The sequence below is a fragment of the Campylobacter sp. BCW_6873 genome, from assembly GCF_001762365.1.
In the GTDB taxonomy this organism is placed as follows: Bacteria; Campylobacterota; Campylobacteria; order Campylobacterales; family Campylobacteraceae; genus Campylobacter_D; species Campylobacter_D jejuni.
Map to the genome: position 1 here is coordinate 49,252 of NZ_MJWS01000057.1, position 25,915 is coordinate 75,166.

The 25,915-nt window shown below is 31.1% G+C and carries 26 protein-coding genes and 1 other RNA gene; 23 read left to right on the plus strand and 4 right to left on the minus strand.

Going from position 1 to position 25,915, the window contains the following annotated elements; translation table 11 throughout:
• The first annotated feature begins 7 nt into the window (after nucleotides 1-7).
• The 17 genes from sucD to AJ932_RS03660 all read left to right on the plus strand — a co-directional run bounded on the left by sucD (nucleotide 8) and on the right by AJ932_RS03660 (nucleotide 14,799).
• Nucleotides 8-877 carry a succinate--CoA ligase subunit alpha gene (gene sucD / locus AJ932_RS03580; RefSeq protein WP_044779927.1) on the plus strand — a complete coding sequence of 290 codons (870 nt, stop codon included), beginning with the start codon at nucleotides 8-10 and terminating at the stop codon, nucleotides 875-877.
• Between the two features lie 12 nt (nucleotides 878-889).
• Complete coding sequence (locus AJ932_RS03585) at nucleotides 890-1,201, plus strand: 4Fe-4S binding protein (RefSeq protein ID WP_002854819.1); 312 nt, start codon at nucleotides 890-892, stop codon at nucleotides 1,199-1,201.
• Between the two features lie 8 nt (nucleotides 1,202-1,209).
• Complete coding sequence (locus AJ932_RS03590; RefSeq protein WP_070233418.1) at nucleotides 1,210-2,334, plus strand: 2-oxoglutarate synthase subunit alpha; 1,125 nt, start codon at nucleotides 1,210-1,212, stop codon at nucleotides 2,332-2,334.
• Nucleotides 2,335-3,180, plus strand: a complete 846-nt coding sequence (locus AJ932_RS03595; protein WP_002854895.1) for a 2-oxoglutarate ferredoxin oxidoreductase subunit beta — start codon at nucleotides 2,335-2,337, stop codon at nucleotides 3,178-3,180.
• Nucleotides 3,177-3,734 (plus strand): 2-oxoacid:acceptor oxidoreductase family protein, encoded by a 558-nt coding sequence (locus AJ932_RS03600; RefSeq protein WP_002870949.1) that lies wholly within the window; start codon nucleotides 3,177-3,179, stop codon nucleotides 3,732-3,734. Before AJ932_RS03595 ends, AJ932_RS03600 begins: the two co-directional genes overlap by 4 nt.
• A 138-nt stretch (nucleotides 3,735-3,872) precedes the next feature.
• Complete coding sequence (locus tag AJ932_RS03605) at nucleotides 3,873-4,136, plus strand: DUF2018 family protein (protein ID WP_070233419.1); 264 nt, start codon at nucleotides 3,873-3,875, stop codon at nucleotides 4,134-4,136.
• A gap of 2 nt (nucleotides 4,137-4,138) precedes the next feature.
• Nucleotides 4,139-4,675, plus strand: coding sequence for a hypothetical protein (locus tag AJ932_RS03610; RefSeq protein WP_002870948.1), 537 nt, complete (start codon nucleotides 4,139-4,141; stop codon nucleotides 4,673-4,675).
• A 13-nt stretch (nucleotides 4,676-4,688) separates the two neighbouring features.
• Nucleotides 4,689-5,582 (plus strand): hexaprenyl-diphosphate synthase, encoded by an 894-nt coding sequence (locus tag AJ932_RS03615; RefSeq protein WP_070233420.1) that lies wholly within the window; start codon nucleotides 4,689-4,691, stop codon nucleotides 5,580-5,582.
• Nucleotides 5,582-6,880, plus strand: coding sequence for a glutamyl-tRNA reductase (gene hemA / locus AJ932_RS03620; protein WP_053872533.1), 1,299 nt, complete (start codon nucleotides 5,582-5,584; stop codon nucleotides 6,878-6,880). The genes AJ932_RS03615 and hemA overlap by 1 nt, the downstream gene beginning before the upstream one ends.
• Complete coding sequence (locus tag AJ932_RS03625) at nucleotides 6,864-8,573, plus strand: proline--tRNA ligase (RefSeq protein ID WP_079860126.1); 1,710 nt, start codon at nucleotides 6,864-6,866, stop codon at nucleotides 8,571-8,573. Before hemA ends, AJ932_RS03625 begins: the two co-directional genes overlap by 17 nt.
• Nucleotides 8,570-8,959, plus strand: a complete 390-nt coding sequence (gene fxsA / locus AJ932_RS03630) for an FxsA family membrane protein (protein WP_070233421.1) — start codon at nucleotides 8,570-8,572, stop codon at nucleotides 8,957-8,959. Before AJ932_RS03625 ends, fxsA begins: the two co-directional genes overlap by 4 nt.
• Nucleotides 8,956-9,879, plus strand: coding sequence for a hydroxymethylbilane synthase (hemC, locus tag AJ932_RS03635; protein ID WP_070276563.1), 924 nt, complete (start codon nucleotides 8,956-8,958; stop codon nucleotides 9,877-9,879). Before fxsA ends, hemC begins: the two co-directional genes overlap by 4 nt.
• The gene (locus AJ932_RS03640) at nucleotides 9,876-11,678 is read left to right on the plus strand and encodes a menaquinone biosynthesis decarboxylase (RefSeq protein WP_070278845.1); all 1,803 of its coding nucleotides are present in this window, start codon (nucleotides 9,876-9,878) and stop codon (nucleotides 11,676-11,678) included. The genes hemC and AJ932_RS03640 overlap by 4 nt, the downstream gene beginning before the upstream one ends.
• Before the next feature lie 155 nt (nucleotides 11,679-11,833).
• On the plus strand, nucleotides 11,834-12,199 hold the full coding sequence (locus tag AJ932_RS03645; protein WP_044778755.1) for a FlaG family protein: 366 nt from the start codon (nucleotides 11,834-11,836) through the stop codon (nucleotides 12,197-12,199).
• A gap of 2 nt (nucleotides 12,200-12,201) precedes the next feature.
• On the plus strand, nucleotides 12,202-14,145 hold the full coding sequence (gene fliD, locus AJ932_RS03650; protein ID WP_070278843.1) for a flagellar filament capping protein FliD: 1,944 nt from the start codon (nucleotides 12,202-12,204) through the stop codon (nucleotides 14,143-14,145).
• Nucleotides 14,146-14,156: 11 nt separating this feature from the next.
• The gene (gene fliS / locus AJ932_RS03655) at nucleotides 14,157-14,543 is read left to right on the plus strand and encodes a flagellar export chaperone FliS (RefSeq protein WP_002861271.1); all 387 of its coding nucleotides are present in this window, start codon (nucleotides 14,157-14,159) and stop codon (nucleotides 14,541-14,543) included.
• The gene (locus AJ932_RS03660) at nucleotides 14,524-14,799 is read left to right on the plus strand and encodes a hypothetical protein (RefSeq protein ID WP_002861272.1); all 276 of its coding nucleotides are present in this window, start codon (nucleotides 14,524-14,526) and stop codon (nucleotides 14,797-14,799) included. Before fliS ends, AJ932_RS03660 begins: the two co-directional genes overlap by 20 nt.
• Here AJ932_RS03660 and rnpB read toward each other — a convergent pair.
• Nucleotides 14,796-15,116: RNase P RNA component class A (gene rnpB, locus AJ932_RS03665), an RNA gene on the minus strand. The genes AJ932_RS03660 and rnpB overlap by 4 nt on opposite strands.
• A 113-nt stretch (nucleotides 15,117-15,229) precedes the next feature.
• Here rnpB and efp point away from each other — a divergent pair.
• The 3 genes from efp to AJ932_RS03680 all read left to right on the plus strand — a co-directional run bounded on the left by efp (nucleotide 15,230) and on the right by AJ932_RS03680 (nucleotide 18,268).
• Nucleotides 15,230-15,799, plus strand: coding sequence for an elongation factor P (gene efp, locus AJ932_RS03670; RefSeq protein WP_002855210.1), 570 nt, complete (start codon nucleotides 15,230-15,232; stop codon nucleotides 15,797-15,799).
• A 368-nt stretch (nucleotides 15,800-16,167) separates the two neighbouring features.
• A complete protein-coding gene (locus tag AJ932_RS03675) occupies nucleotides 16,168-17,460 on the plus strand; it encodes an SLC13 family permease (RefSeq protein ID WP_079860686.1) in 1,293 nt (430 codons plus the stop codon).
• A 10-nt stretch (nucleotides 17,461-17,470) separates the two neighbouring features.
• On the plus strand, nucleotides 17,471-18,268 hold the full coding sequence (locus AJ932_RS03680) for an amidohydrolase family protein (RefSeq protein WP_070278838.1): 798 nt from the start codon (nucleotides 17,471-17,473) through the stop codon (nucleotides 18,266-18,268).
• Here AJ932_RS03680 and AJ932_RS03685 read toward each other — a convergent pair.
• Both AJ932_RS03685 and AJ932_RS03690 read right to left on the minus strand, forming a co-directional pair.
• A complete protein-coding gene (locus AJ932_RS03685; protein WP_070248453.1) occupies nucleotides 18,265-19,350 on the minus strand; it encodes an FUSC family protein in 1,086 nt (361 codons plus the stop codon). The two genes, AJ932_RS03680 and AJ932_RS03685, sit on opposite strands and share 4 nt — an antisense overlap.
• Entirely contained in the window at nucleotides 19,347-20,579 is a 1,233-nt protein-coding gene (locus AJ932_RS03690; protein WP_070278836.1) for a glutamate-5-semialdehyde dehydrogenase, read from the minus strand. Before AJ932_RS03690 ends, AJ932_RS03685 begins: the two co-directional genes overlap by 4 nt.
• A gap of 70 nt (nucleotides 20,580-20,649) precedes the next feature.
• On the opposite strand from AJ932_RS03690, the gene AJ932_RS03695 reads away from it, so the two are divergent.
• A complete protein-coding gene (locus AJ932_RS03695; protein WP_070278832.1) occupies nucleotides 20,650-21,585 on the plus strand; it encodes an NAD(P)-binding domain-containing protein in 936 nt (311 codons plus the stop codon).
• 207 nt (nucleotides 21,586-21,792) lie between these two features.
• Nucleotides 21,793-23,121, plus strand: a complete 1,329-nt coding sequence (locus AJ932_RS03700; protein WP_070278830.1) for an MATE family efflux transporter — start codon at nucleotides 21,793-21,795, stop codon at nucleotides 23,119-23,121.
• Nucleotides 23,122-23,169: 48 nt separating this feature from the next.
• Here AJ932_RS03700 and AJ932_RS03705 read toward each other — a convergent pair whose 3' ends face one another.
• Entirely contained in the window at nucleotides 23,170-24,099 is a 930-nt protein-coding gene (locus tag AJ932_RS03705; RefSeq protein ID WP_070233434.1) for a DUF2860 family protein, read from the minus strand.
• A gap of 139 nt (nucleotides 24,100-24,238) precedes the next feature.
• Here AJ932_RS03705 and AJ932_RS03710 point away from each other — a divergent pair, with 139 nt between their 5' ends.
• Nucleotides 24,239-25,615: a replicative DNA helicase gene (locus tag AJ932_RS03710; protein ID WP_070278829.1), complete on the plus strand. Its 1,377-nt coding sequence runs from the start codon at nucleotides 24,239-24,241 to the stop codon at nucleotides 25,613-25,615.
• Nucleotides 25,616-25,915: the final 300 nt, after the last annotated feature.

Here is a 25,915-nt window from a genome sequence, read left to right on the forward strand (position 1 = left end):
ATAGAAAATGAGTATATTGGTTAATAAAAATACAAAAGTAATAGTTCAAGGTTTTACAGGTAAAGAAGCAACTTTTCACGCTGAGCAATGCATGGCTTATGGTACAAATATAGTTGGAGGTGTCACCCCTCATAAAGGCGGACAAACTCATTTAGGTAAACCAGTTTTTGATACCGTTGTAGATGCGGTTAAAGCAACAAAGGCTGATGTGAGCTTGATCTTTGTACCTGCTTTTGCTGTGGGTGATAGCGTGATTGAAGCAGCTGATGCGGGTATTAAGCTTGCAGTTGTAATCACCGAGCATACGCCTGTAAAAGATATGATGTTTGCTAAGCAATATGCCAATAAAAAGGGTATGAAAATCATTGGACCAAATTGTCCAGGTATTATCACTTCTGAAGAATGCAAATTAGGTATTATGCCAGGTTTTATTTTTAAAAAAGGTTGCGTGGGGCTTATTTCAAAAAGTGGAACTTTAACTTATGAAGCTGCTAATCAGGTAGTTCAAGGTGGTTATGGAATTTCTACTGCAGTAGGAATTGGTGGTGATCCTATCATAGGTCTTGCTTATAAAGAACTTTTAAGTGAATTCCAAAAAGATGATGAAACTAAAGCTATTGTAATGATAGGTGAAATTGGTGGTAGTTTGGAAGTGGAAGCGGCTAAATTTATTAAAGAAAATATTAGCAAACCTGTGGTAGCATTCATTGCAGGTGCAACTGCTCCTAAAGGCAAAAGAATGGGACATGCAGGTGCCATAGTAGGAAGTGCTGATGAAAGCGCTGCAGCTAAAAAAGAAGCTTTGAAAAGTTATGGAATTCATGTGGTGGATTCTCCGGCTTTAATTGGTGAAGAAATTCAAAAAATATTAGGTTGATAAAGGAAAAACATGAGTATGACAGCTCCAAAAGATACCCCTGTTTGGGTAGATGAGCATAGATGTAAAGCATGTAATATTTGTGTTAGCTATTGCCCCGCTGGGGTTTTAGCTATGCGTGATGATGTGCATGCGGTTTTGGGACAAATGATAGAGGTGGTACACCCTGAATCCTGTATAGGCTGTACTGAGTGTGAGACACATTGCCCTGATTTTGCTATTATGGTGGCAAAAAGAGATGAATTTAAATTTGCCAAACTTACTGCTGAGGCTAAAGATAGAGCTGTAGCCGTAAAAAATAACAAATACAAAAAATTAGCATAGGAAAAATAATGAGAGAAGTTATAGCAACAGGTAATGTTTTAATCGCCAAAGCTGCGATTGATTGTGGATGTAAATTTTTTGGAGGTTATCCTATTACTCCTAGTAGTGAGATAGCTCATGAATTAAGCCATATGCTTCCTGCAAATGATGGAACTTTTATACAAATGGAAGATGAAATTTCAGGTATTAGCGTGGCTATTGGTGCGGCAATGAGTGGAGTAAAATCCATGACTGCAAGTAGCGGTCCAGGAATTTCTTTAAAAGCGGAGCAAATAGGACTTGCATTTATTGCTGAAATTCCACTTGTGATTGTAAATGTTATGAGAGGTGGTCCTTCGACAGGTCTTCCAACTCGTGTAGCACAAGGAGATTTGTTTCAAGCTAAAGCACCAACTCATGGGGATTTTGCAAGCATTGCTATTGCTCCTGCAAGTCTTGAAGAAGCTTATATAGAAACCATTAGAGCGTTTAATTTAGCTGAAAAATATATGACTCCAGTATTTTTACTTATGGATGAAACTGTAGGGCACATGAATGGTAAAGCGGTTTTACCTGATTTAAAAGATATTAAAGTGTATAACCGTAAAAAATTTGAAGGAGACAAAAAGGATTATAAACCTTATGCAGCAGGAGAAAATGAGCCTGCAACTTTAAATCCTTTCTTTACAGGTTATCGTTATCATGTTACAGGACTTCATCATGGAGATATAGGTTTTCCAACTGAAGATGGAGTTATAGTGAAAAAAAATATGGAAAGACTCATAGGTAAAATAAAAAACAATCAAGAAGATATTTGTGCTTATGAAGAGTATATGCTTAATGATGCTGAATTTTTAATCATTGCTTATGGAAGCGTAAGTCGTTCAGCAAAAGAAGCTATACAAAGATTAAGAGAGCAAGGGATTAAAGTGGGACTTTTCCGTCCAATTACTCTTTATCCAGTGGCTGAGAAAAAAATCGCTGAAGTTGTAAGCAAATTTAAAAAAGTAATGGTAAGCGAGCTTAATATGGGACAATATCTTGAAGAGATTGAAAGAGTAACTTCGCGTCGCGATTTTATTAGCTTGCACCGTGCAAATGGTCGTCCTATCACTCCAAGTGAAATTATTGCTAAGGTAAAGGAGAATATATAAATGGCTTTTAATTATGATGAATATCTAAGAGTAGATAAAATGCCTACTCAGTGGTGCTGGGGATGTGGTGATGGCGTTGTTTTAAAATGTATTATCCGTGCAATAGAAAAACTTGGTTGGAATATGGATGATGTTTGTCTTGTTTCGGGTATAGGTTGTAGTGGTAGAATGAGTTCTTATGTAAATTGCAATACAGTTCATACAACTCATGGTAGGGCAATAGCCTATGCAACAGGTATTAAATTAGCCAATCCTAGTAAACATGTTATTGTAGTAAGTGGAGATGGGGATACTTTGGCAATTGGTGGAAATCATACCATACATGGTTGTCGTAGAAATATTGATTTAACCCACATTGTGATCAATAATTTTATCTATGGACTTACGAATTCACAAACAAGCCCAACCACTCCAAAAGGTTTTTATACAGTAACAGCTCAATTTGGAAATATTGACCCTAATTTTGATGCGTGTGAATTAACTAAAGCTGCAGGAGCTTCTTTTGTGGCAAGGGGTAATGTGATTGAAGCTAATAAGCTTGAAAATTTAATTTATAAGGCTCTAGCGCATAAGGGTTATAGTTTTGTAGATGTTTTTTCAAATTGTCATATCAATCTAGGTAGAAAAAATAAAATGGGCGAAGCTGTAGCTATGCTTGATTGGATTAAAAATCGCGTTGTGGATAAAGCTAAATTTGAAAGCATGGATTTTGAAGAAAGAAAAGATAAATTTCCAACAGGAATTTTACATGAAGATAATTCTCAGCCAGAATACTGCCACGCTTATGAAGAAGTACGTCGTGCAGCCAAAGAAAAAAGAATGGTGGATTTAGGAGCTTTAAAATGAAATATCAATTAAGATTTGGTGGTGAAGGCGGACAAGGTGTTATCACCGCAGGAGAAATTTTAGCAGAAGCAGCCATTAAAGAAGGTCGCCAAGCTTTTAAGGCTTCAACTTATACTTCACAAGTGCGTGGTGGCCCTACTAAGGTGGATATTATCATTGATGATAAAGAAATTTTATTTCCTTATGCTGTAGAAGGGGAGATAGACTTTATGCTTTCGACTGCAGATAAGGGCTATAAAGGTTTTCGTGGCGGTGTAAAAGAAGGAGGCATCATAGTTGTAGAGCCAAATTTGGTACATCCTGAAAGTGAAGATTATAAAAAATGGCAAATTTTTGAAATTCCTATTATTACCATAGCTAAAGATGAGGTAGGAAATGTGGCTACTCAATCAGTTGTAGCACTTGCAATTGCTGCTTATATGAGCAAATGTATAGATTTAGATGTTTTAAAGGAAACTATGCTTCATATGGTTCCTGCAAAAACTCGTGACGCAAATGCTAAAGCTTTTGATTTGGGTGTAAAATACGCCACTCAAGCAAAACCACATTCATAATAAATTCCGCACCATGCGGAATTTAACTTCTAAAATTTTACATATTGCAAATAAAATTTAAATTTTAATTATTTTAATTTAGCTACTTTTAACGATTAAAATTTTATAATCAAAAACTTATATTTTCAAGGAAAATTAATGGATTTTTTTGATGAATTGTTTAATAAAACTCCAAAAGAAAAATTTATAGAAATTATACAAAATGGAAATTTAGGAGCCTTAGAAAAAGTTTTTGAGGAATTTTTTGCTGATCATATTGCCATGGTAGAACTTTTAGAAAAACAAGGTTTAACAGAAATGGATGTAAAAAATTTCATATTAGAAAATGGTGATTTTATAGAAGAAAGGCAAAATGATATTTATATAGAATTAGGCGCAAAAATTTTAGGACACGAAGGCTAAAATTGTTTAAAATAAGCCCTTGTTTAATTTGTATTTTTTTTATTTTTAGCAATGTTTTAGCATCTGAACCAACTTTTGATTATACTTATAAATTTATACTTAAAAAAGATGAGAGAGCTAGTGTGCAGATTAAAGAAATAGGCTATGAAGATAAGGTGCAAAATTTTGATTTTTATTGGACTTTGTTTGATAATACTAATATCATCGTACATTCGAAATTTCGCAAATATCCGCGTCAATTTGTGATGAGTTTAAGAAGAAATTTAGATTGGGTAACTCAAACTTTAATACCTGATTATACCAATCCACATATTGATAGAGCAAGACTGATTTTAGAATTTAGTGCTTATAATAAAGGTTTGGCAACTTTTACAGTTTATATAGAAGATAAGGAATCTCGTTTAATGGTAGAATTTTTAGATCCGAGAAAAAAAGCTTTACAAAATCCACCGCAAAACAATCAGGTTGTTCCTATGATTAATTTTAACGAACCTCAGGTAAAACCATTAACAAACAAAGAAAATAATAATAGCAATTAACAAGGAAAAGATAGTGCAAAAAATAGATGAATTAATAAAACAGTTTTTACAAGAACTTGGCTATGAACCTATTTTAAATATGCTTTCAAATGTAAAATCAGGAAAGAAATTACGCTCTAAATTATTATTAGCTATCGCAGATGAGAGTGAGATTGCTTTTAAAATTTGCGCAGCTATAGAATTGATACATCTTGCTAGTTTGTTGCATGATGATATTATCGATGAGAGTGAATTAAGGCGTGGAGCAAGATCTGTTAATGCTGAATTTGGCACAAAAAATGCTCTTATGTTGGGCGATATTTTGTATTCAAAAGCCTTTTATGAATTAAGCAAAATGGATACTAGATTTGCAAGTATTATTTCAGATGCTGTTGTAAAGCTTGCTATAGGCGAACTTATGGATGTTGATTTGGGAGAGAAATTTAATATCAATAAAGAAGCTTATTTGAAAATGATCTATAATAAAACAGCTGTTTTGATCGAAGCAAGTGCGAGATGCGGAGCTATTTTGGCTGGATTATATGAAAAAGATTTTGCAGAATATGGAAAAAATTTAGGACTCGCTTTTCAGATGATTGATGATATTTTAGATATTAAGAGTGATGAAAAAATTCTTGGAAAACCTGCTATGAATGATTTTAAAGAGGGTAAGACTACCTTACCTTATATTTATCTTTATGAAAATTTACAAGAACAAGATAGGATATATTTGCAGACTTTATTTAAAAAAGATTTAAATAAAAATGAAAAAGAGTGGCTAAAAACTAAATTTGAAGAACAAAAAGCTTTGGAAAAAGCTATTTTAGAAGCTAAAACTTATGCAAAAAAGGCTAGTAAAGCGATTGAAAAATATGATAATAACAAGCTTAATGATATTATTAAAGCTATGATAGATAGGGAATTTTAATGTATTATTGTATATCTTTTACTCATAAAAATACAGATATTGCCTTAAGGGAAAAGTTAAGCTTTTCCAATGAAGCTAAAAAAAGTGAGTTTTTAAAAATCATTAGCACTCATGAAAATATTGAAGAATGTTTGGTTATAAGTACTTGCAATCGTGTTGAAATTGTTGCTTTTGTAAAAATGGCCTGTGCGGAGTTTATTGTTAAATCTTTGGCTTTGCTTTGTGATGTGGATAAAGATATTTTACTTGAAAAAGCTGATATTTTTGAAGATAGTGGAGCAATCCATCATCTTTTTTCCGTAGCAAGTTCTTTGGATAGTTTGGTGGTTGGAGAAACTCAGATAGCAGGACAATTAAAAGATGCCTTTGCTTTTGCCGTAAAAAATAATTTTTGCGGAGTGCACCTTTCACGAGCAGTACATAGTGCTTTTAAATGTGCTGCTAAGGTACGCAATGAAACTCAAATTTCTAAAAATCCTATTTCTGTGTCCAGTGTTGCTGTGGCAAAAGCAAAAGAACTTGCAGATTTAACACAGAAAAAAGCTGTTGTTATTGGAGCTGGAGAGATGGGGGAACTTGCAGCAAAACATTTAATTGCTGCGGGTGCTAAAGTGATTATTTTAAATCGTGATTTACAAAAAGCCAAAGATTTGTGCGAGAGACTTGGTGTTTTAAGCGAATATGATAGTTTAGAAAATTTAAAAAAATATTTAAATCAATACGAGTTTTTTTTCTCAGCTACCAATGCACCAAATGCTATTATTACAAATGCTTTAATAGAAGAACTTCCTTATAAAAGGTATTTTTTTGATATTGCAGTTCCAAGGGATATTGATATCAATGAAAATGAAAATATATCTGTTTTTGCCGTAGATGATCTTGAGATTGTGGTTCAAAAAAATTTAGCACTAAGAGAACAAGAAGCTCGTATGGCTTATGGGATAATAGGTCGTGAAACAAGTGAATTTTTTAGATATTTAAACGATTTGGCTTTGATGCCTATTATCAAAGCTATACGCTTGCAAGCTAAAGAATATGCAGATAAACAACTTGAAATTGCGTTAAAAAAAGGATACTTGAAAAAATCCGACAAAGAAGAGGCTAGAAAGTTGATTCATCAAGTTTTTAAGGCTTTTTTACACACACCTACTGTAAATTTGAAGCATTTACAAGGTAAAATGCAAAGCGATACAGTGATTAATGCTATGCGTTATGTTTTTGATTTGCAAAATAATCTTGAAGGTTTAAATCAATATAAATGTGAATTTGATATGGAGAATAATGATGAGATTTACTAAATTTTATGCACCAAGCTTAAAAGAAGCGCCAAAAGATGCGAGTTTACCTAGTCATATTTTTTTAACGCGTGCAGGTTTTGTAGAACAAATTGGTAGTGGACTTTATAATTTCTTGCCTTTGGGAAAAAGAGTTTTAGACAAGATTAAAAATATAGTTAAAGAAGAAATGGATAAGGCTGGAGCACAAGAAGTAAATCTTAGTTTTATCACTCCTGCAAGTTTGTGGCAAGAAAGTGGGCGTTATAATGTTTTTGGAAAAGAACTTCTGCGTTTTAAAGACAGAAAAGAAAATGAATTTGTTTTAGGTCCAACACATGAAGAAGCTATGCTTTCTTTGGTAAAAAACAAAATCACAAGCTATAAACAACTTCCTTTGCATTTATATCAAATTGGACTTAAATTTCGTGATGAAGCAAGACCTAGATTTGGGCTTTTAAGATGTCGTGAATTTTTAATGAAAGATGGATACAGTTTTCATGCTAATGAAGAAGATTTAGGGCGTGAGTTTGAGCTTATGTATAAAACTTATTCTCAAATTTTACAAAGAATGGGACTTGATTTTAGAGCAGTTGAAGCTGATAGTGGGGCTATTGGTGGAAGTGGTTCTAAGGAATTTATGGTTTTAGCAAAAAATGGGGAAGATGATATTTTAATTTGTGAAAATTGTGATTATGCAGCTAATGTTGAAGCTGCAAAAAGAGCTAAAAAAACTTGTCAAGATGAGCGTCCTGAAGCAAATTATGCAAGTAAATTTCACACTCCAAATATTAAAACTATAGATTCTTTAGCACAATTTTTTAAAATCAATGCTTTTTATACGATTAAAGCAGTGGTAAAAAAAGCTATTTACGAAAATGAAAGCAAATTAGTTGTGTTTTTTATAAGAGGAAGTGATGATTTGCAAGAAATCAAGGCTCAAAATGCTTGCAATGCCCTTGAACTAGTCGATGCAAGCGAAGAAGAATTAGAAAAAGCTGGTTTAGTAGCTGGTTTTATAGGTTTTGTGGGATTAAAAGATATAGATTTTTATATAGATTTTGAGCTTGAAAACGAAAAACAAATGATTATGGGTGCGAATGAAAAAGATTATCATTTAATCGGCATTGATGTTGTAAATTTAAACAAAGATCGTTTTAAAGATTTGATTGAAGTTAAAGAAGGGGATTGCTGTGCTAAATGTGGAGCAAAATTAAAACAAAGCAAAGGTATAGAAGTAGGGCATATTTTTAAACTAGGACAAAAATATTCCAAAGCGATGAATGCAAATTTTTTAGATGAAAATGGCAAAAGTCAACCTTTTTATATGGGATGTTACGGCATAGGTGTTTCACGCTTGTTGGCTGTAGCTATTGAAGCAAGTCATGATGAAAAAGGATGTATTTGGAATAAAACTTTAGCTCCTTTTGTGCTTGAAATTATTGTTTCAAATCTCAAAGATGAAAAGGCTTTAGAATTTGCTAATAAGCTTTATGAGGATTTAACCAATCTTGGATTAGAAGTATTGCTTGATGATAGAAATGAGCGTTTTGGGGTTAAAATGAATGATTTTGAACTTATGGGTTTTCCTTATGCGTTAGTTATTGGTAAAGGATTAGAAAAGAATGAAATAGAGCTTATCCAAAGAGAAGGTTTGATAAAAGAGCTTATAAAAACTGATGAACTTATGGAAATTCTTAAAAAGAAAGTGTTATGAATTATAAATTAAGTTTAAGCCCTTTATTTGTACTTGAAATTATTGCAAGTATACTTTTTATAGTGTTTTTTGGTTTTGGTAATTTTTTATTTTTCATACTTTTGAGTATGATTTTTGGTGCGGTTTTATTGGGAATTTTTTGGAAAAATATGCTTGAATTTCAAATGGGTGGCTTAAAGGATATGTTAACACAATTTTCTTTTGTTATCGCAGGGTTTTTACTTGTTTTTCCAGGGATTATTACAAGCGTTTTTGGAATTTTTGTATTTTTCTTTGGTATTGCTTTGAAAATAATGACTAAATCAAAATATCAATACACTAAGCAAGAGTATCAAAATTCTAATGAAGAAATCATTGATGTTGAAATTATAGAGGATAGAAAATGAAGCTTATTATCGCAACAAGAAAAAGTCAATTAGCTCTTTGGCAAAGTGAACATATAGCCCAAATTTTAAAAAATACACATCAAATTGAAGTGCTTTTAGAAGGTTTTAAAACAAAAGGTGATGTTTTGCTGGATTCTCCTTTGGCAAAAATTGGCGGCAAAGGACTTTTTACAAAAGAACTTGAAGAAAGTATGCTAAGAAAAGAAGCACATTTGGCGGTGCATAGTTTAAAAGATGTGCCCAGTTTTTTTCCTCAAGGTTTAGTTTTGGCAGCGGTAAGTAAAAGAGAGCAAAGTAATGATGCCATGCTAAGTCAAAATTATAAAGATTTTCTTTCTTTGCCAAAAGGTGCAAAAATAGGCACTACTAGTCTTAGACGTAAAATGCAGCTTTTATTGTTAAGACCTGATTTAGAGATTATTTCTTTGCGTGGTAATGTTAATTCTCGTATAGAGAAATTAAAAAATAATGATTTTGATGCGATTATTTTGGCAATGGCGGGAATTAAACGCTTAAACTTAGATAAGCAAGTGAATTTTGTTTATGAATTTAGCAAGGATGAACTAATCCCTGCAGCCTCTCAAGGAGCTTTAGGTATAGAAAGTATAAATGATGAAAAAATTTTAGAACTTTTAAAATGTTTAAATGATGAAAATGCTTTGATTGAAACAAGCATTGAAAGAGAATTTATTGCTACTTTAGAAGGGGGTTGTCAAGTTCCTATAGGTATTAACGCAGAGCTTTTAGGAGATGAAATTTGTGTGCGTGCAGTGCTTGGACTACCCGATGGAAGAGAAATTTTAAAAGATAAAAGAATGATTAAAAAAGATGATTTTAAAGGTTTTGGAGAGAGTTTGGCTAAGGAGTTTATTGCTAAAGGTGCTAAAGAACTTTTAAAAAAAGCTGAGAGCATGCTATGAAAGAATTTATTCAAATTTTAAAAGAAAATGATCTTTTAAGGGTAATTGAAGAGCCTGTAGATGTAGATCTTGAAATCGCTCATTTAGCCTATATAGAAGCTAAAAAAGGAGAAAAAGGTAAGGCTTTATTGTTTAAAAATCCTATAGATAAAAAATTAAATAAACAATATAAATTTCCTGTTTTGATGAATACTTTTTGCAATGAAAAGGCTTTAAATTTAGCTTTTGGGCGTGATTATGAAGAGGTGGCTGAAGAAATTTCAAAACTCACCAAGCTTCATATTCCTACGAGTTTTAAAGCAAAAATGGATTTTTTTATGAATTTGTTAAGTTTTAAAAATGTTCCTCCTAAAAGACTGAAAAAAAATAAAGCCTTGTATGATTATGAAATTTTAAACTCTCTTGAAGAACTTCCAGTGCTTAGAACTTGGGAAGATGATGCGGGTAAATTTATCACCATGGGGCAAGTTTATACGCAAAATTTAGATAAAACTCAAAATAATCTTGGAATGTATCGTTTGCAAATGAGTGATAAAAATGAACTTTTAATGCATTGGCAAATTCATAAAGATGGGGCAAATTTTTATCACGAATACAAAAATGCTGGTTTTAAAAAAATGCCTGTAAGTATAGCTATAGGTGGAGATCCACTTTATATTTGGTGTTCTCAAGCACCTTTACCTAAGGGAATTTTTGAACTTTTGCTTTATGGTTTTATTAAAAAAACTCCTGCAAAACTTACCCCTTGTGAAAATGGTATTTTTGTACCTTATGATAGCGATGTAGTTATTGAAGGTTATGTGGATTTAGAAGAGTTTAAAATCGAAGGTCCTTTTGGAGATCATACGGGTTTTTACACTCCTGCTGAACTTTTTCCTGTGATGAAAGTAGAAAAAATTTATACTAAAAAAGATGCGATCTATCAAGCAACGGTTGTAGGAAAGCCTCCTTTAGAAGATAAGATTATGGGACTTGGTACCGAAAGAATTTTTTTACCCTTGCTTCAAACTTCAGTACCTGATTTAATTGATTATAATATGCCTGAAAATGGAGTTTTTCATAATCTTATCTTAGCAAAAATCGATGCAAAATATCCCGCTCATGCGCAACAAATTATGCATGCATTTTGGGGAGTAGGGCAAATGAGTTTTGTTAAACATGCGATTTTTGTAGATAAAAATGCACCTTCTTTGAAAGATTATAATGCTTTAATTCCTTATATCTTAAATCGTTTTGATACAAAGAAAATTTTAATTTCAGAAGGAATTTGCGATCAATTAGATCATGCTTCGCCTAATGCTTGTTTTGGGGGTAAAGCAGGACTTGATGCTTGTAAGGAAACGCAAGTAGAAGAGCTTGAAATTTTAGAAGATGAAAAATTGTTAGAACTTTTTAAAACCAAGGTAGAGCTTTTAAATTTAAAGCAATTTTATAAAGAAAGCAAAAGTCCTATAGTTTGCATTTTGCTTGATAAAAAAGAAAAAATCGAACAAAGTTTTAATAAACTTTTAGAATTTAAAAAACATTTTAGGATTTTAGTATTTTTGGATACCGAAAATAAGCTTGAAAACCCTTATATGCTTGTTTGGCGTGTGGTAAATAATATTGATGCTAAAAGAGATATTTTTATCAAAGAAGAAAGACTTGGAGTGGATGCAAGTGCTAAGGGTGAAGCTGAGGGCTATTTAAGAACTTGGCCTAAGCAAACAGATTGCACTAAAAGCGTGATAGAAGATTTAATCTTGCGTAATATCTTAGAAAATAATCCAGATCTTTTTAATAAATTTGAAATTTTTTAAGATAGTTGAGATATTTTTAAAATTTTGGCACAGTTTTTGCTTATTGTTTTTTATATTGAAAAATAAATTTTTTCTTTACTAGGTGTTCATAAATTTATAAATTTGTCGATATAAGCTTTTAACTAGCAATAAGAAATTTTAAAAAGGATTTTAAAATGGAAATATCGAAGGCAAATGGGCAAATGGATACAGCTTTGGCAAACATTAGCCAAAGAATAAGTGAGGCACAGGCTAGTTCAAACATTCAAACCGATAGAAGTCAAAGCCAAGGAGGCGATGATGGACAACAACAAGGTGTGAATGAAAAGTTAGCTGATATTACAAAAAAGCTAAATGAACAAATGGATTCTTTAGATACTAATGTTCGTTTTGGTTATAGTGATAAAATTAATTCTATGTATATTAGCGTGACTGAAAAAAGTACTGGAAGGGAAATTCGTCAAATTCCTAGCGAAGAAGCTATGAGATTAGCTGAGTATTTTAGAGATGTGATAGGAATGATATTTGATAAGGAGAGTTAAAAATGGCATTTGGTAGTTTATCTAGTTTAGGATTTGGTTCTGGGGTTTTAACTCAAGAAACCTTAGACAAGTTAAAAGAAGCTGAACAAAAAGCTCGTATTGATCCTTATACTAAAAAAATCGAAGAAAATACAACCAAACAAAAAGATTTAACCGAGCTTAAAACCAAGCTTTCTGCTTTTCAAGCAGCTGTATCGTCTTTAGGAGACTCTACGGCTTTTGCAAAAAGAAAGGTTATAGCAAGTATCACTGATAATCCTCCTGCAAGCCTTAGTGTGACTTCAGGTGTTGCTTTGCAAAGCATGAATATCAATGTAACTCAACTTGCCCAAAAAGATGTTTATCAAAGCAAGGGTTTGGTAAATGATACAGGAATTATCAATGCAAGTTTAAAAGAACCTACAAATTTAACTTTTTTTTCTAATGGAAAAGAATATAGCGTTACTATAGATAAAAATACAACCTATAGTGATTTAGTTGATAAGATTAATACTGCTACGGGTGGAGAAATTGTAGCTAAGATGGTAAATACAGGAGAAAAAGACGCACCTTATCGCTTAACCTTAACGAGTAAGGAAACAGGTGAAGATAGTGCTATAAGCTTTTATCCAGGTACAAAGGATTCTGAGGGTAAATATACTGTAGATGAGAGTGCAAAAGAAGTTTTTAAAAGCCTTGGTTGGAAACTTGATGAAGAAGCTTTAAGTGCAGAGGGTTTTGATCCTGCTAAAAATAAAAAAGGCGTTGGTATTATCGATAGTGAAGATGATCCTTTGCATATTCAAAAAGCTCAGGATGCTAAATTTACCATGGATGGTATCAAGATGACAAGATCGAGCAATACTATAACCGATCTTGGTGTAGGTATTACTTTGACTTTAAATAAAACAGGTGAAATTAACTTTGATGTTCAGCAAGATAGCGAGTCTGTTACTAAAGCTATGCAAGATATGGTTGATGCCTATAATGATTTAGTGTTAAATCTTAATGCCGCTACAGACTATAACAGCGAAACAGGAACCAAAGGTTCTTTACAAGGCGTAACCGAAGTAAACTCTATACGCTCAAGTATTATTTCTGTGCTTTTTAAAACTCAATCAGTTGATGGTACCGTAGAAGATACTAATGGAAATAAAGTAAGTGCTAAGGTAATGCTTTCTTTACAAGACTATGGTTTAAGTATGACTGAGTCAGGAACTCTAAATTTTGACTCTTCTACTTTTGAAAGTAAGATGAAAGAAAATCCTGATTTAACTGAAAGCTTTTTTTCAGGCATTACTCAATACAAGGATATAAACTATACTGGTGATTTAATTAAAGATGGCAGTCTTAGCAAATATGTGGGCGAAGGTGATGATAAAGGTATAAGTTTTTCTTCAGGTAAGTTTCAAATTGTTACGAATTTTGAAACTTATGATTTATCTAAAAATGCTGATGGAACCACTTTTAAATTAACAGGAAAAACAGAACAAGAAATGCTTCAAAATCTAGCTGATCATATCAATAGTAAAGGTATTGAAGGTTTAACAGTTAAAGTTGAAACTTATGAAAAAGATGGAGAAAAAGGATATAAGCTTAATTTTAAAACCGACGGAAGTTCTGATTTTGCCATAAAAGGAGATAGCGAATTTCTTAAACAATTTGGCTTAAGCCAAACGAGCATTGCTGCTGAGGCAGTTGAAGGTGTGGGTGTTTTTGCGCAACTTAAAACAACTTTACAAGGTATAACAGGCAAAGATGGCTCTTTAACAAAATACGATGAGAGTTTAACAAATGATACTAAGTCTTTAACCCAAACCAAAGAATCAACTCAAACTTTGATTGATACAAGGTATGATACAATGGCAAATCAATGGTTGCAATATGAGAGCATCTTAAATAAACTTAATCAGCAATTAACAACTGTGACTAATATGATCAATGCAGCAAATAATTCTAATAATTAAGGATAAAAAAGATGCAAAATAGTTTAGCTTATAATGCTTATTCTCAAAATCAAGCGGGGATAGAATCTCCGCAAAAACTTATCGAAATGCTCTATGAGGGAATTTTGCGTTTTTGTGCAAGGGCTAAAGTGGCGATAAGAAACGAGGATATAGAGCAAAGAGTATACTTTGTAAAAAGAACAACAGCTATTTTTATAGAGCTTATTAATACTTTAGATTATGAAAAAGGTGGAGATGTGGCGCATTATTTAAGTGGGCTTTATACAAGAGAAATTCAACTTTTATCTTTGGCAAATTTAGAAAATAACGAAGAAAGAATTAATGAAGTTATAAATGTAACCAAAGGTTTACTAGAAGCTTGGAGAGAAGTGCATAGTAATGAAACAGTGGATCAATGATTTTAAACTCGCGTTAATTCAAGAAGATATTAATAAGCTTGAAAATTTGCTTGATAAACTTGATATGAAAGCTTTTATTAAAAATTTAGCTAAAAGATCGCCCTCAGAAGACTTTATAAAAGAAAATATAAATGATATATTTTATCAAATTCAAGCTCTTTTGCAAGAAGCTGTTGCACTAATTGAACAAAAGAAAAAAGCAAAGGCTGTTGAAATTCAAAAATTTCAAAAAGCTTTGACCTATGTTAGATCTTAAAAAGCATAGCGATAAGCCGAGTTCTGTCTTGAATGCTCATTTATCTAGTTTTGTTTTTACAAACAAAATCAAGCGAAGGGTTAAAACAAAGACGCTAACCATCCCTTCTTGCTGCGCATTGGGTTTACATAGCCGAAATTGTTGCCAAAATCGCTGGTAGGCTTTTACCCCACCGTTTCACCTTTTCCACTTGTGTGGTAGTTTTCTTTCTGTTGCACTATCCCTTAGGTTGCCCTAGCCATCTGTTAGATGGAATGCTTGTCTTTAGCAGCTCGGACTTTCCTCTTCTAAAAAGAAGCGAGCATTTACTATGCTTTAAATTTAAATTTTAGCGTAATTTTACTTATTTTTTTATCAAATAAAATAATTTTATTGTGATATCAATCAAAATTTGATAGAATTATTTTTTATTTTTTAACAAAGGAAATTTATGGCATCTTATTCAATGGGTGATTTAAAAAAGGGACTTAAAATAGAAATCGATGGAATTCCTTTTAAAATAGTTGAGTATCAGCATGTAAAACCAGGTAAAGGTCCTGCTTTTGTGCGTATTAAAATCAAATCTTTTATTGATGGCAAGGTACTTGAAAAAACTTTCCATGCAGGCGATAAATGTGAAGCTCCAAATTTAGAAGATAAAACTATGCAGTATCTTTATGATGATGGTGAAAATTGCCAATTTATGGATACACAAACATATGAACAAGTAGCTATCAGTGATGATGATGTGGGCGAGGCAAAAAAATGGATGCTTGATGGTATGATGGTAGATGTACTTTTTCATAATGGTAAAGCTATTGGCGTAGAAGTTCCACAAGTTGTTGAACTCAAAATCATCGAAACAGCTCCAAATTTCAAAGGCGATACTCAAGGATCAAATAAAAAACCAGCTACTTTAGAAACAGGCGCGGTAGTGCAAATTCCTTTTCATGTGCTAGAAGGTGAAGTTATACGCGTTGATACTGTGCGTGGTGAGTATATAGAAAGAGCGAACAAATAATATAAAAAAAGCTTTTGGAGTATTCCAAAGCTTTTTAAATTTATACAATTTTTTATTTTCTTTATTTTATTCTTCAAGACATTTTTTAAATTTTTAAACTTGACTTTTCTGTAGTGTTTTAATTCTATATTATAAAGATGAGCTTATGAGAATATTCTTTCTATTTTCAAATATTTTTAGATGGGATTATGGTGTTGTTTTTTTGCCTAAAAAGGGTTTTTGCTTGTTATAATTCAAGATATTCTGTAAAATATTTTATAAGATGAGTAAATTTGTTACTAAATAGATATTTTTTAAATTTTAGATTTTGTTTTTATGCTTTGAAAAATATATTTTTTGATATCATAAGCCCTATAATATTTTAAAGGATGATAATGGTTTTTTTAATCATCTCTAGTATTATAGTAGCCATCATTTTAGGCTATATTACTAGACATAATGTTGGAATTTTTGCTATGATTTTTGCTTATATTATAGGAGCCTTTTTTATGGATTTAGCTCCTAAAAAAATCATAGCTTTTTGGCCTATTTCTATATTTTTTGTTATTTTTGCTGTTTCATTGTTTTATAATTTTGCAACCGTAAATGGAACTCTTGAAAAATTAGCTGGACATTTGATGTATCGTTTTGCTAATCATCCTTATTTACTTCCTTTTGTTATTTTTGTGGTTAGTGCTATTATAGCTGCTTTAGGAGCGGGTTTTTATACGGTTTTGGCTTTTATGGCACCCCTTACTTTTTTACTTTGCGATAAAATCGGTTTAAGTAAAATTGCCGGAGCTATGGCCATAAACTATGGTGCTTTAGGAGGAGCAAATTTTATGACTTCTCAAAGTGGGATTATTTTTCGAGGATTGATGCAAAATTCAGGTATTGAAGCAAATGAAGCTTTTATAAATTCTAGTATTATTTTTGCTTTTACTATAATTTTGCCTATTGTGGTATTATCTTTTTTTGTGTTTAATGCTTTTAAAAATAAGATGCAAACCAGTGTTATTTCAAAACCTGATCCATTTGATTATAAACAAAAAACTACTTTAATTCTCATGTTTATGATGATTATTGTTGTTTTAATCTTTCCTGTGCTAAATATTATTTTTCCACATAATGAGACAATTAGTTATTTTAATAAAAAAATAGATATAGCTATGATAGCCATGATTTTTGTTGCCATTGCTTTATTTTTAAAATTAGCCGATGAGAAACAAGTTGTCGCTTTAATTCCTTGGGGAACCTTGATAATGATTTGTGGAGTAGGGATGTTAATTAGCATAGCAGTTGAAGCAGGGGCTATAAAATTATTTTCAGATCTTGTAGAAAATGAGGTCAATGTGATTTTTATTCCGTTAATAATGTGTGCCATTGCAGCTTTTATGTCGCTTTTTTCAAGTACTTTGGGTGTGGTTACTCCAGCGCTTTTTCCTATAGTTCCAAGCATTGCTGCAAGCAGTGGATTAAGCGAGGCATTGCTTTTTTCTTGTATTGTTGTAGGGGCTCAAGCTTCCGCTATTTCTCCTTTTTCTTCTGGAGGAAGTTTAATTTTAGGATCTTGTCCTGATAAATATAAGGAAAAATTATTTAAAGATTTACTTATTAAAGCTGTGCCAATAGGATTTATGGCGGCGATTTTAGCTACTGTTATAATGAGTTTTATTTTATAAGGATAATTTAATGAAGATTGATACTCATGCACATATATTTTTGAAAAAGTTAAATACAGTTGCAAATGCAAGATATAAGCCTGATTATGACGCTAGTTTTAAAGATTATAAAGCAAATTTAGATCATTATGGTTTTGATAAAGGGGTTTTAGTTCAGCCAAGTTTTTTAGGTGTTGATAATGAATTTTTGCTTCAGAGTATCGAAAAAGATGAAAATATAAAAGCTATAGTTGTGGTTGATGAAGGTATTAAATTTGATGAGCTTCAAAAACTAAAAGAAAGAAAAGCTTGTGGAGTTAGATTAAATTTAATTGGCAAAGAATTGCCAAATTTTAAAAGTACGGTTTGGACTCAATTTTTTGAAAATTTAAGTAAGCTTAAAATGCAAATAGAAATTCAAAGAGATTTGGATAATAATCTTGTTGATATTGTTAAAAATTTAATTCCTTATGGTTGTAATATTGTTATTGATCATTTAGCAAGAGCTAATGCAAACTTAACAAATTTAGAGGATTTAATTTGCTTAAAAAATTCTAGAATATTTTTTAAAATTAGCGGTTTTTATAGGGCAAAAATAGACTATGTTAATAATGAACAAGCTATAAAATTTGCAAAGAAAATATATGAAATTTTAAAAGAACATTTTCCACTTAGCAATTTTGTTTTTGGAAGTGATTGGCCGCATACAAATTTTGAAGCAAATATTAATTTTTCATCGGCTCTAGCAGCTTTTAATGAAGTTGTCGTATCTAAAAAAGAACAAGAGCAAATTTTAGGGGATAATGCTTGTGTTTTATTTGACTTTTAAGCTTTTCGTTTTATCCTAAAGATGTATTTTGCAATGCGTTCAAAATGTACTCTTAGATAAGGTTTATAAATTACAAAACCACCTAAAAGTCCTAAAATGCTTCCTATTACGACATCAATTAAACGAGCGAGTATCAATGTATCTGCATTTTCACTCATAAAATTAGCTGCTTCTGAAAGATAAGTAGCATAAGGAGTAAAGAAAATCATAGCTAAAGCATAGTTTCGATTGACTAAAAATTGTCCTATAAAAAACAAAGACATCATAAGTAAAACAAGCTCTATATCGTGAAATTGTTTAGATAAAAGCCACCATGCAAAACATACTCCTAAGGCCGTTCCTATGATGCGTTGAATTTGTTTAATCCATATAGAATTTAAAGTTACACCTTGCATAATAGCTGTGCAAGAAATGGCTATCCAATAACTTCTTTCAAGTTCTAAAAAAGTTCCTATAAATATAGAAAAAGCCACAAAAGAACCCATGATCAAAGAATCCACAAAAACTGCGTCAAAACCTATGTATTCTCTAGGTGGAATTTCGCTAGGTAAAGCATTTTTAAATCCATAAATCACAACGATAGAATATAAAAAAGCCATTAAATTAGCTACCATTGCCCCAAGAAAAACAAGACCCACTAAAAAGATAAAATCCTTAGCTTCAAAAGGAGAATAAGCTCCTAAAACACAAGAAAATACAAAGAAAAAATATCCAGGTGTACCAATGTTATAATATCTAATTAAAATAGAACTTCCCATGGCCACAAGTCCTATAGGGATGAAGGCAAAAATTGCAGGTAAAAAATGGGTTAAAATTCCTAAGAAAAAACTAGAAACTATGCCAAAAGAACAGCACATCACAACAGCCATTCTATGATATAAAGGAGTGTTTGGAACATATAAAAAAGATAAAGCTCCTATCATGGCAATGAGTCCATAGTTTAATTTTCCAAAAAATACACTAAACCCTAAAACTATACCCACACCCAAAGCCGCAAAAAAAGGCATTTGCCAAACTTGTTCACTTGAATTTAGTTTAGCAATTTCTTTAAAGTGTTGCTTTAGCATTTCTATTTTATTCACTCTCGAATGTGTCCTTCCCCATTGATTATATATTTATAAGTGCAAATATCTTCAACCCCCATAGGACCTCTTGCATGCAATTTGCTAGTTGAAATTCCAACTTCTCCACCAAAGCCAAATTCTCCTCCATCGCTAAAACGCGTTGAAGCATTAGCATAAATACAAGATGAGTTTATAAGGCGTTGAAATTTAGCGATATTTGAAGCATCATTTGAGATAATGGTTTCAGAATGCAAGGAGCTGTGTTTATTGATATGCTCTATAGCTTCATCGCAATCTTTTACTAATTTTACACTTAAAGCAAAATCAAGCCATTCTGTATCAAAGGTATTTTCATTTGCTTTAAAAACTTCTAAATTTGAGTTGTTAAAATAAGCCAAAGCATTTTCATGGGCGTGAATTTTTACCTTAAATTTTTCAAATTCAGGGATTAAAAGACTTATACAATTTTTAGCAATTTGTTCATGTATTAAAAGCGTTTCTAAAGCATTACAAACACTTACTCTTTGACACTTTGCATTAAGGATTATTTTTAAAGCCATATCTAAGTTAGCGCTTTGATCTACAAAAGCATGACACAAGCCCTTGTCTTGCTTAATAAGAGGAATTTTGGTATTGTTTGCGATTTCTTGTATCATATTTGAACTACCGCGAGGTATGATCACATCGATTAAATCATCAAAAGTTAGAATTTGCTTGATCTCGTCTCTTTGAGTAAGCATAGCAAAACAATCTTGCAAACCAAATTCCTTAAGTATTTTGCTAACAAGAGTAAATATAGCTTCATTTGTAAATTTTGCTTCACTTCCGCCTTTAAATACACAAGCATTAGAACTTTTTATCATTAAAGCTACAATTTCAGCACTAAGACTAGGCCTTGCTTCGTAAATAACACAAATGAGTCCCAAAGGAATGCTTATTTTTTTTATGCTCAAACCTGTATAATTTTTCCAGCCTTTAGAAATTTTGCCTATGGGATCTTCGATATAAGCGATTTTTTCTAGGCCTTCACAAAGAGCTAAAATGCGTTTTTCATCTAACAAAAGCCTATCTTTTATTGCTCCACTTTTTGTGAAATTTGTTATATCTTTTTCATTTGCTTCTAGGATAATTTTGAAATTTTCTCTTAAAATTTGAGCTAATTTTAAAATAATTTTTTCTTTATCTTTAGGTGTTAAGTTAAGTAGTTTTTGAGAATTTTTCTTAATATTTTCAAGCAAATTTCGCATTTTTAATCCTTTATTTACAAAAAACTTGATAAATTATACAAAAAAAATCAGAATTGAAAGGTAAATATAAATGAAAAAAATAGATTTAATTATAGTAGGTGCAGGTCCAACAGGCATGGGCTGTGCGGTTGAAGCTAAGCTTAAAAACAAAGAAGTTTTGATACTGGAAAAATCAAATAACATTTGCCAAACTTTAATGCAATTTTATAAAGATGGCAAAAGAGTAGATAAAGCTTATAAGGGATGCGAAGGAACTAATCATGGACATGTTCCTTTTGAAGATGGTACCAAAGAAAGTACTATAGAAACTTTTCAAAACGCATTAAAAGAGCACAATATAGAAGTTGAATTTGGCTCTGAAGTTGAGAGCGTTAAAAATGAAAATGGAGTTTTTTTAGTAAGCACAGCTAAAGGCGTTTATGAGTGTAAAAACATCATCGTTGCTATAGGTAGAATGGGTAAGCCTAATAAGCCTGATTACAAACTTCCTATGACTTTAACAAAAATCATTAATTTTAATGCCAATTCAGTTTTGGGAAATGAAAAAATTCTTGTTGTAGGTGGTGGAAATTCAGCAGCAGAATACGCTGTGGATTTGGCTAATTCAAATCAAGTTAGCCTTTGTTATCGCAAAAAAGAATTTACAAGATTAAATGATATCAATCTTAAAGATATTCACGAAGCTGGAAATTCGGGTAAAGTAGAGTTAAAACTAGGAATTGACATTAATGAGGTAGAAGATGATAGTGGCAAGGCTAAGGTAAATTTTACCGATGGTACAAGCGATATTTATGATAGAATTATTTATGCTATTGGTGGTTCTACTCCACTTGATTTTTTACAAAAATGCGGGATTAATGTTGATGATAAAGGCGTGCCTTTAATGGATGAAAATAAACAAAGCAATGTTAAAGGTATCTTTGTAGCAGGAGATATTGCTACTAAAAATGGAGCAAGTATAGTTACAGGGTTAAATGACGCTGTAAAAATTCTTTCCGTGCTTTAAATTTTAGCCTTCGGGCTAAATTTGACTTATTAATAAGTAAATTTTATAATTCTTAGTTATTTTAATTTAAATCTATGAAAATGCAAAATAAAACTAATACAAAAACAACAATAAGAACTTATCGTTTAAATTTCTATATTTTAGGACTTCAAGCACTCTACTAGCGTCTTTAAAAATATTTTATTTTAATATTTTTAAAGGATTTGTATGTCAAATATTTTTAGCACTTTAAGCCCTTTTAGGCTTTTTATAAAATGTGCCGTGCCAAATGTCATAAGCATGGCCTTTATTTCTTTTTATTATATAGTTGATGGAATTTTTGTTGGAAAATATCTAGGAAGTGATGCTTTAGCAGCACTAGCCTTGATTATTCCCTTTATTATGATGTCTTTTGCTTTGGCTGATATGATAGCTATAGGTTCAGCAGTGCAAATTTCTATGCATTTGGGTTTAGGCAAGAAGAATTTAGCTAGAAAGATATTTAGTTCTAGTATATTGATTATTTTTCTAATCTCTTGTTTTATTGGAATTTTGGAGTATTTTTTAGGACCTATTTTGATTGATTGTCTAAATGTTAGCGATGAGATTAAAACTATGGCTAAAGAATGTATGTTTGTTTTTGCTTTATTTGCACCTTTTACCATGCTTTCTTTTGCCTTGGATAATTATTTAAGAATTTGTGGAAAAACAACCTATAGTATGATTATGAACATAATCATAGCTTTAAGTAATATTGTATTTGATTATCTTTTTATAGTTGTATTTGGTTGGGGCTTGTTTTCGGTAGCTCTTGCAACTTGTTTAGGAATTGTTTTAAGCGGTATTTTTGGAATTATTCCTTTTTTATTTCAAAATTTAGAGCTTAAATTTTCAAGTTTATATATAAATTTGAGAATTTTTAAAAATATTCTTTATAATGGAAGTAGCGAGTTTTTTGGCAATATTTCGGGTTCTTTGTATAGTATTTTTGCAAATTTTGTTTTGTTAAAAATTTCTACCACTCAAGCCGTGGCAGCCTTTTCTATAGTTTTATATATTGATAGTTTTATTATAATGCTCATTATTGCTATGGGGGATGCGATGCAACCTGCACTTAGTTATAATTATGCTAAAAAAGATTTTTTAAGGATTAAAGCTATTATAAAAGTGGTATTTTTTGCGGGAGGAATTTTATCTTTATTTTCTATAGTATTTATATTGATATTTGGAGAAAATTTGATAGCACTTTTTGCAAAAGAAAATGATCAAGAATTTAAAACTTTTGCTTATACAGCTTTGATGCTTTTTGCTTTTAATTATCTTTTTGCATGGTTTAATGTTCTAAGCGGTTCTTTTTTGACAGCTTTTAATAAGGCAAGCTTTTCTTTGGTTTTAAGTTTAATGCAAAATTTATTCATACCTTTATTTTTTCTTTTGATTTTATCCTACTTTATAGGTTTAAATGGAGTATGGTTAAGTCCATTTTTTGCTGAATTTTGTGTTTTGATTTTAGCTTGGATTTTTCTTAAAAGGATTTTTAAAGATCTATCTTTATAGGAGATAGATCTTTTTTAAATTTTATCAAAGGAGCTTTTTTATAATTTTTTAGAATTTATATCCTATTCCAGTTAAAACAACTTGATAGGTTTCATCATAAAATCCTATATCGCTATTTCTTTTTTCTATACCATAATTTGCAAAACCATAAAGTCCGTTATAGCCCAAAAATTGATTTTTAACAACTTTTAGATTAAGCTTAACTATATTACCGTCTTGTTTTTTGTGGAAGATAGGATCTGTTCCTACTGCTTCATATCTGCTAAGACTTAAATTTGGGGTGAAAATATAGTCATCAGCAAAAGCCAAATTTGCTCCCATGCTTAAACCATATCTTGAGTAACTTTGAGCTTTTCCATCTGCATCATTATAATCATAGCTTAGTCCTAAATTTAACAAACTATAATTGTAATTTAATTCAAACTCGTGATAATACCCCTCTCTTTTTAAAGAGCTGTGCTCAACTGCGTCTTTATCATATTTGTTTTTGCTAAATAAATATGAAGCTGTAAATTTTCCTAAATCACTTTCGTAAAGTTGAGAGATTTTAAAACCATATCTATCAACATCAGTTTCTTCTCTATTACCTATTTGATAAGGATTTGCATAAGCTTTTTCCCTTAAAGAAGAGATTACAGAAAAAGAAGTGCTAAAACGCTCTAAATAAGCTTTTTCGTAACCTAAAGCTATACCGCTGACATCTCTTCCATTGTAGTTTTTGATAAAAACTCTATCATTGTCTATAAGGTTACCATAGTAAAGTTCTACACCGATAAAAGGAATAAAAGAAGAGTCCGAATTATCAGCGTCATAACCACCTAAGTAATCACTATCCGCTAAAGTTGAAATATTGCTTTTAATATCTCTTGCACCTACACCTATGCTTAAATTTCCACTAAAACCTTCTTGAAAATCTACAGCCATAGCTGACTGGGCTAAAATGGAAGCTAAAATACATGAAAATAAATGTTTTTTCAAGTGTTCTCCTAATAAAATAAATGTTGTGATTATAATTGTAACTAATATTACATTAAATATTTATAAAAAATTAAAGTTTATAATTTTAAGTTTTTTTAGATAAAATTTTTAAAACTATTTATATTTATAAGGAAATTTAGTGCAACAAGAGTATTATGACTTGGATTTAGAGCGAGCTATTTTAAGCAGTTGCATTATGAGTGAAGAAGCTTACGCTAGTATAGCAGGCGATATCAGTCCGAAAGATTTTAGTCTTAAAGCTCATGAAGATATTTTTAAAGCAATTATAGCTTGTAGCAACAACAAAGAGCCTATTTCTATAAGTTTTTTAAAAAAACATAAAAAAATAGATGAAGAGATTTTAGCAGAAATTCTTGCCACTCCTTCTATGATAGATTTGCCTGCTTATGTAAATGAACTTCGCGAAAAGTCCATCAAAAGACAACTTTTGAGTTTTGCACATCTTTTACCAGCTCGTATTAATGAAAATCGTGCCGTAAGTGAAATCGCAGATGAAATTGGTAAAGAAATTTTTAGCATTACAAATCGTGTAAATTTTAGAGATATTAAAGATGTTAATATAATAATATCAGAACTCTTTGAAGAATTTAAAAAGCAAAAAACTTTAGAAAATAAAAATATCATAGGGCTTGATACAGGCTTTGAGGGTCTAAATAAAATGACAAAAGGTTTTAAAGGGGGTGAGCTTATAATAATCGCTGCACGCCCAGGTATGGGAAAAACAACCCTTTGTTTAAATTTCATTGATAAAGTTTTAAGACAAAATAAAGGTGTGGCTTTGTTTTCTCTTGAAATGCCCGCAACTCAAATCATGCAAAGAATGCTTTCTTCAAAAACTTCTATCCCTTTACAAAGAATTTTAACCGCAGATTTAAACGATGATGAATGGGAGCGTTTAGGAGATGCTTGTAATGATTATAGTCAAAAGAAATTATATATTTACGATAGTGGTTATGCAACTATTGCTGATGTAAGGGCTATTTTAAGGCGTTTAAAATCTCAAGATGAAAGTGTAGGACTTTGTGTGATTGACTATATAGGGCTTATGATGAGTAATTCAAATTTTAATGATAGGCATTTGCAAGTGAGTGAAATTTCAAGAGGACTTAAGCTTTTGGCTAGGGAGCTTGATATGCCGATTATCGCACTTTCACAACTTAATCGTGGTTTAGAGCAAAGAGCAAATAAGCGTCCTTTGATGAGTGATTTGCGAGAAAGTGGAGCTATAGAGCAAGATGCGGATGCTATTTTATTTGTATATCGCGATGAGGTTTATAGGGAGCAAGAAGAAAAAGAAAGAGAGAATAAAGCTAAAGCTGAAGGTAAAGCTTATCAAAGGCTTTTTATACCAAATCCTATGCAAGAAAATGCTGAAATTATTGTTGGAAAAAATAGAAATGGACCGGTCGGAACTATAGAGGTTATATTTTTAAAAGAAAAATCTTGTTTTGTAGATAAGCCTATGGGCTATGAAGCTACTGAATTTACAGGCTAGCTTTAATTAATATAAATTAATTAAAAATATTTCACAGATAATTTCAATATTTAATTAATTTTACTCTCATTAAATCAATTTTTTATATAAAATAAAATTTAAATTGAAATTTTATAATTATATAATAATCAGTATTTAATTATACTTTAAGTTTAAATATTTTATTATTCCGCTATTTTATTTTTATATTTTATATTATTATTAAAAAATAAAAAATATGAAATTAATTTCAAAATAAATCATTTTAAATAAGGAAGGAGAAAAATATTTGAGTAAAAATATTATTTCAAGTAAGGTGTC

Excerpts from the sequence above, each read along its gene's own strand:
- hemC (WP_070276563.1), top strand. The coding sequence starts at position 8,956 with ATGAAGCTTATTATCGCAACAAGAAAAAGTCAATTAGCTCTTTGGCAA.
- AJ932_RS03605 (WP_070233419.1), top strand. The coding sequence starts at position 3,873 with ATGGATTTTTTTGATGAATTGTTTAATAAAACTCCAAAAGAAAAATTT.
- AJ932_RS03585 (WP_002854819.1), top strand. The coding sequence starts at position 890 with ATGAGTATGACAGCTCCAAAAGATACCCCTGTTTGGGTAGATGAGCAT.
- AJ932_RS03625 (WP_079860126.1), top strand. The coding sequence starts at position 6,864 with ATGATGAGATTTACTAAATTTTATGCACCAAGCTTAAAAGAAGCGCCA.
- fxsA (WP_070233421.1), top strand. The coding sequence starts at position 8,570 with ATGAATTATAAATTAAGTTTAAGCCCTTTATTTGTACTTGAAATTATT.
- hemA (WP_053872533.1), top strand. The coding sequence starts at position 5,582 with ATGTATTATTGTATATCTTTTACTCATAAAAATACAGATATTGCCTTA.
- AJ932_RS03680 (WP_070278838.1), top strand. The coding sequence starts at position 17,471 with ATGAAGATTGATACTCATGCACATATATTTTTGAAAAAGTTAAATACA.
- AJ932_RS03640 (WP_070278845.1), top strand. The coding sequence starts at position 9,876 with ATGAAAGAATTTATTCAAATTTTAAAAGAAAATGATCTTTTAAGGGTA.
- AJ932_RS03660 (WP_002861272.1), top strand. The coding sequence starts at position 14,524 with ATGAAACAGTGGATCAATGATTTTAAACTCGCGTTAATTCAAGAAGAT.
- sucD (WP_044779927.1), top strand. The coding sequence starts at position 8 with ATGAGTATATTGGTTAATAAAAATACAAAAGTAATAGTTCAAGGTTTT.
- AJ932_RS03595 (WP_002854895.1), top strand. The coding sequence starts at position 2,335 with ATGGCTTTTAATTATGATGAATATCTAAGAGTAGATAAAATGCCTACT.
- AJ932_RS03695 (WP_070278832.1), top strand. The coding sequence starts at position 20,650 with ATGAAAAAAATAGATTTAATTATAGTAGGTGCAGGTCCAACAGGCATG.
- AJ932_RS03675 (WP_079860686.1), top strand. The coding sequence starts at position 16,168 with ATGATAATGGTTTTTTTAATCATCTCTAGTATTATAGTAGCCATCATT.
- AJ932_RS03700 (WP_070278830.1), top strand. The coding sequence starts at position 21,793 with ATGTCAAATATTTTTAGCACTTTAAGCCCTTTTAGGCTTTTTATAAAA.
- efp (WP_002855210.1), top strand. The coding sequence starts at position 15,230 with ATGGCATCTTATTCAATGGGTGATTTAAAAAAGGGACTTAAAATAGAA.
- AJ932_RS03600 (WP_002870949.1), top strand. The coding sequence starts at position 3,177 with ATGAAATATCAATTAAGATTTGGTGGTGAAGGCGGACAAGGTGTTATC.
- AJ932_RS03590 (WP_070233418.1), top strand. The coding sequence starts at position 1,210 with ATGAGAGAAGTTATAGCAACAGGTAATGTTTTAATCGCCAAAGCTGCG.
- fliS (WP_002861271.1), top strand. The coding sequence starts at position 14,157 with ATGCAAAATAGTTTAGCTTATAATGCTTATTCTCAAAATCAAGCGGGG.
- AJ932_RS03690 (WP_070278836.1), bottom strand. The coding sequence starts at position 20,579 with ATGCGAAATTTGCTTGAAAATATTAAGAAAAATTCTCAAAAACTACTT.
- fliD (WP_070278843.1), top strand. The coding sequence starts at position 12,202 with ATGGCATTTGGTAGTTTATCTAGTTTAGGATTTGGTTCTGGGGTTTTA.
- AJ932_RS03645 (WP_044778755.1), top strand. The coding sequence starts at position 11,834 with ATGGAAATATCGAAGGCAAATGGGCAAATGGATACAGCTTTGGCAAAC.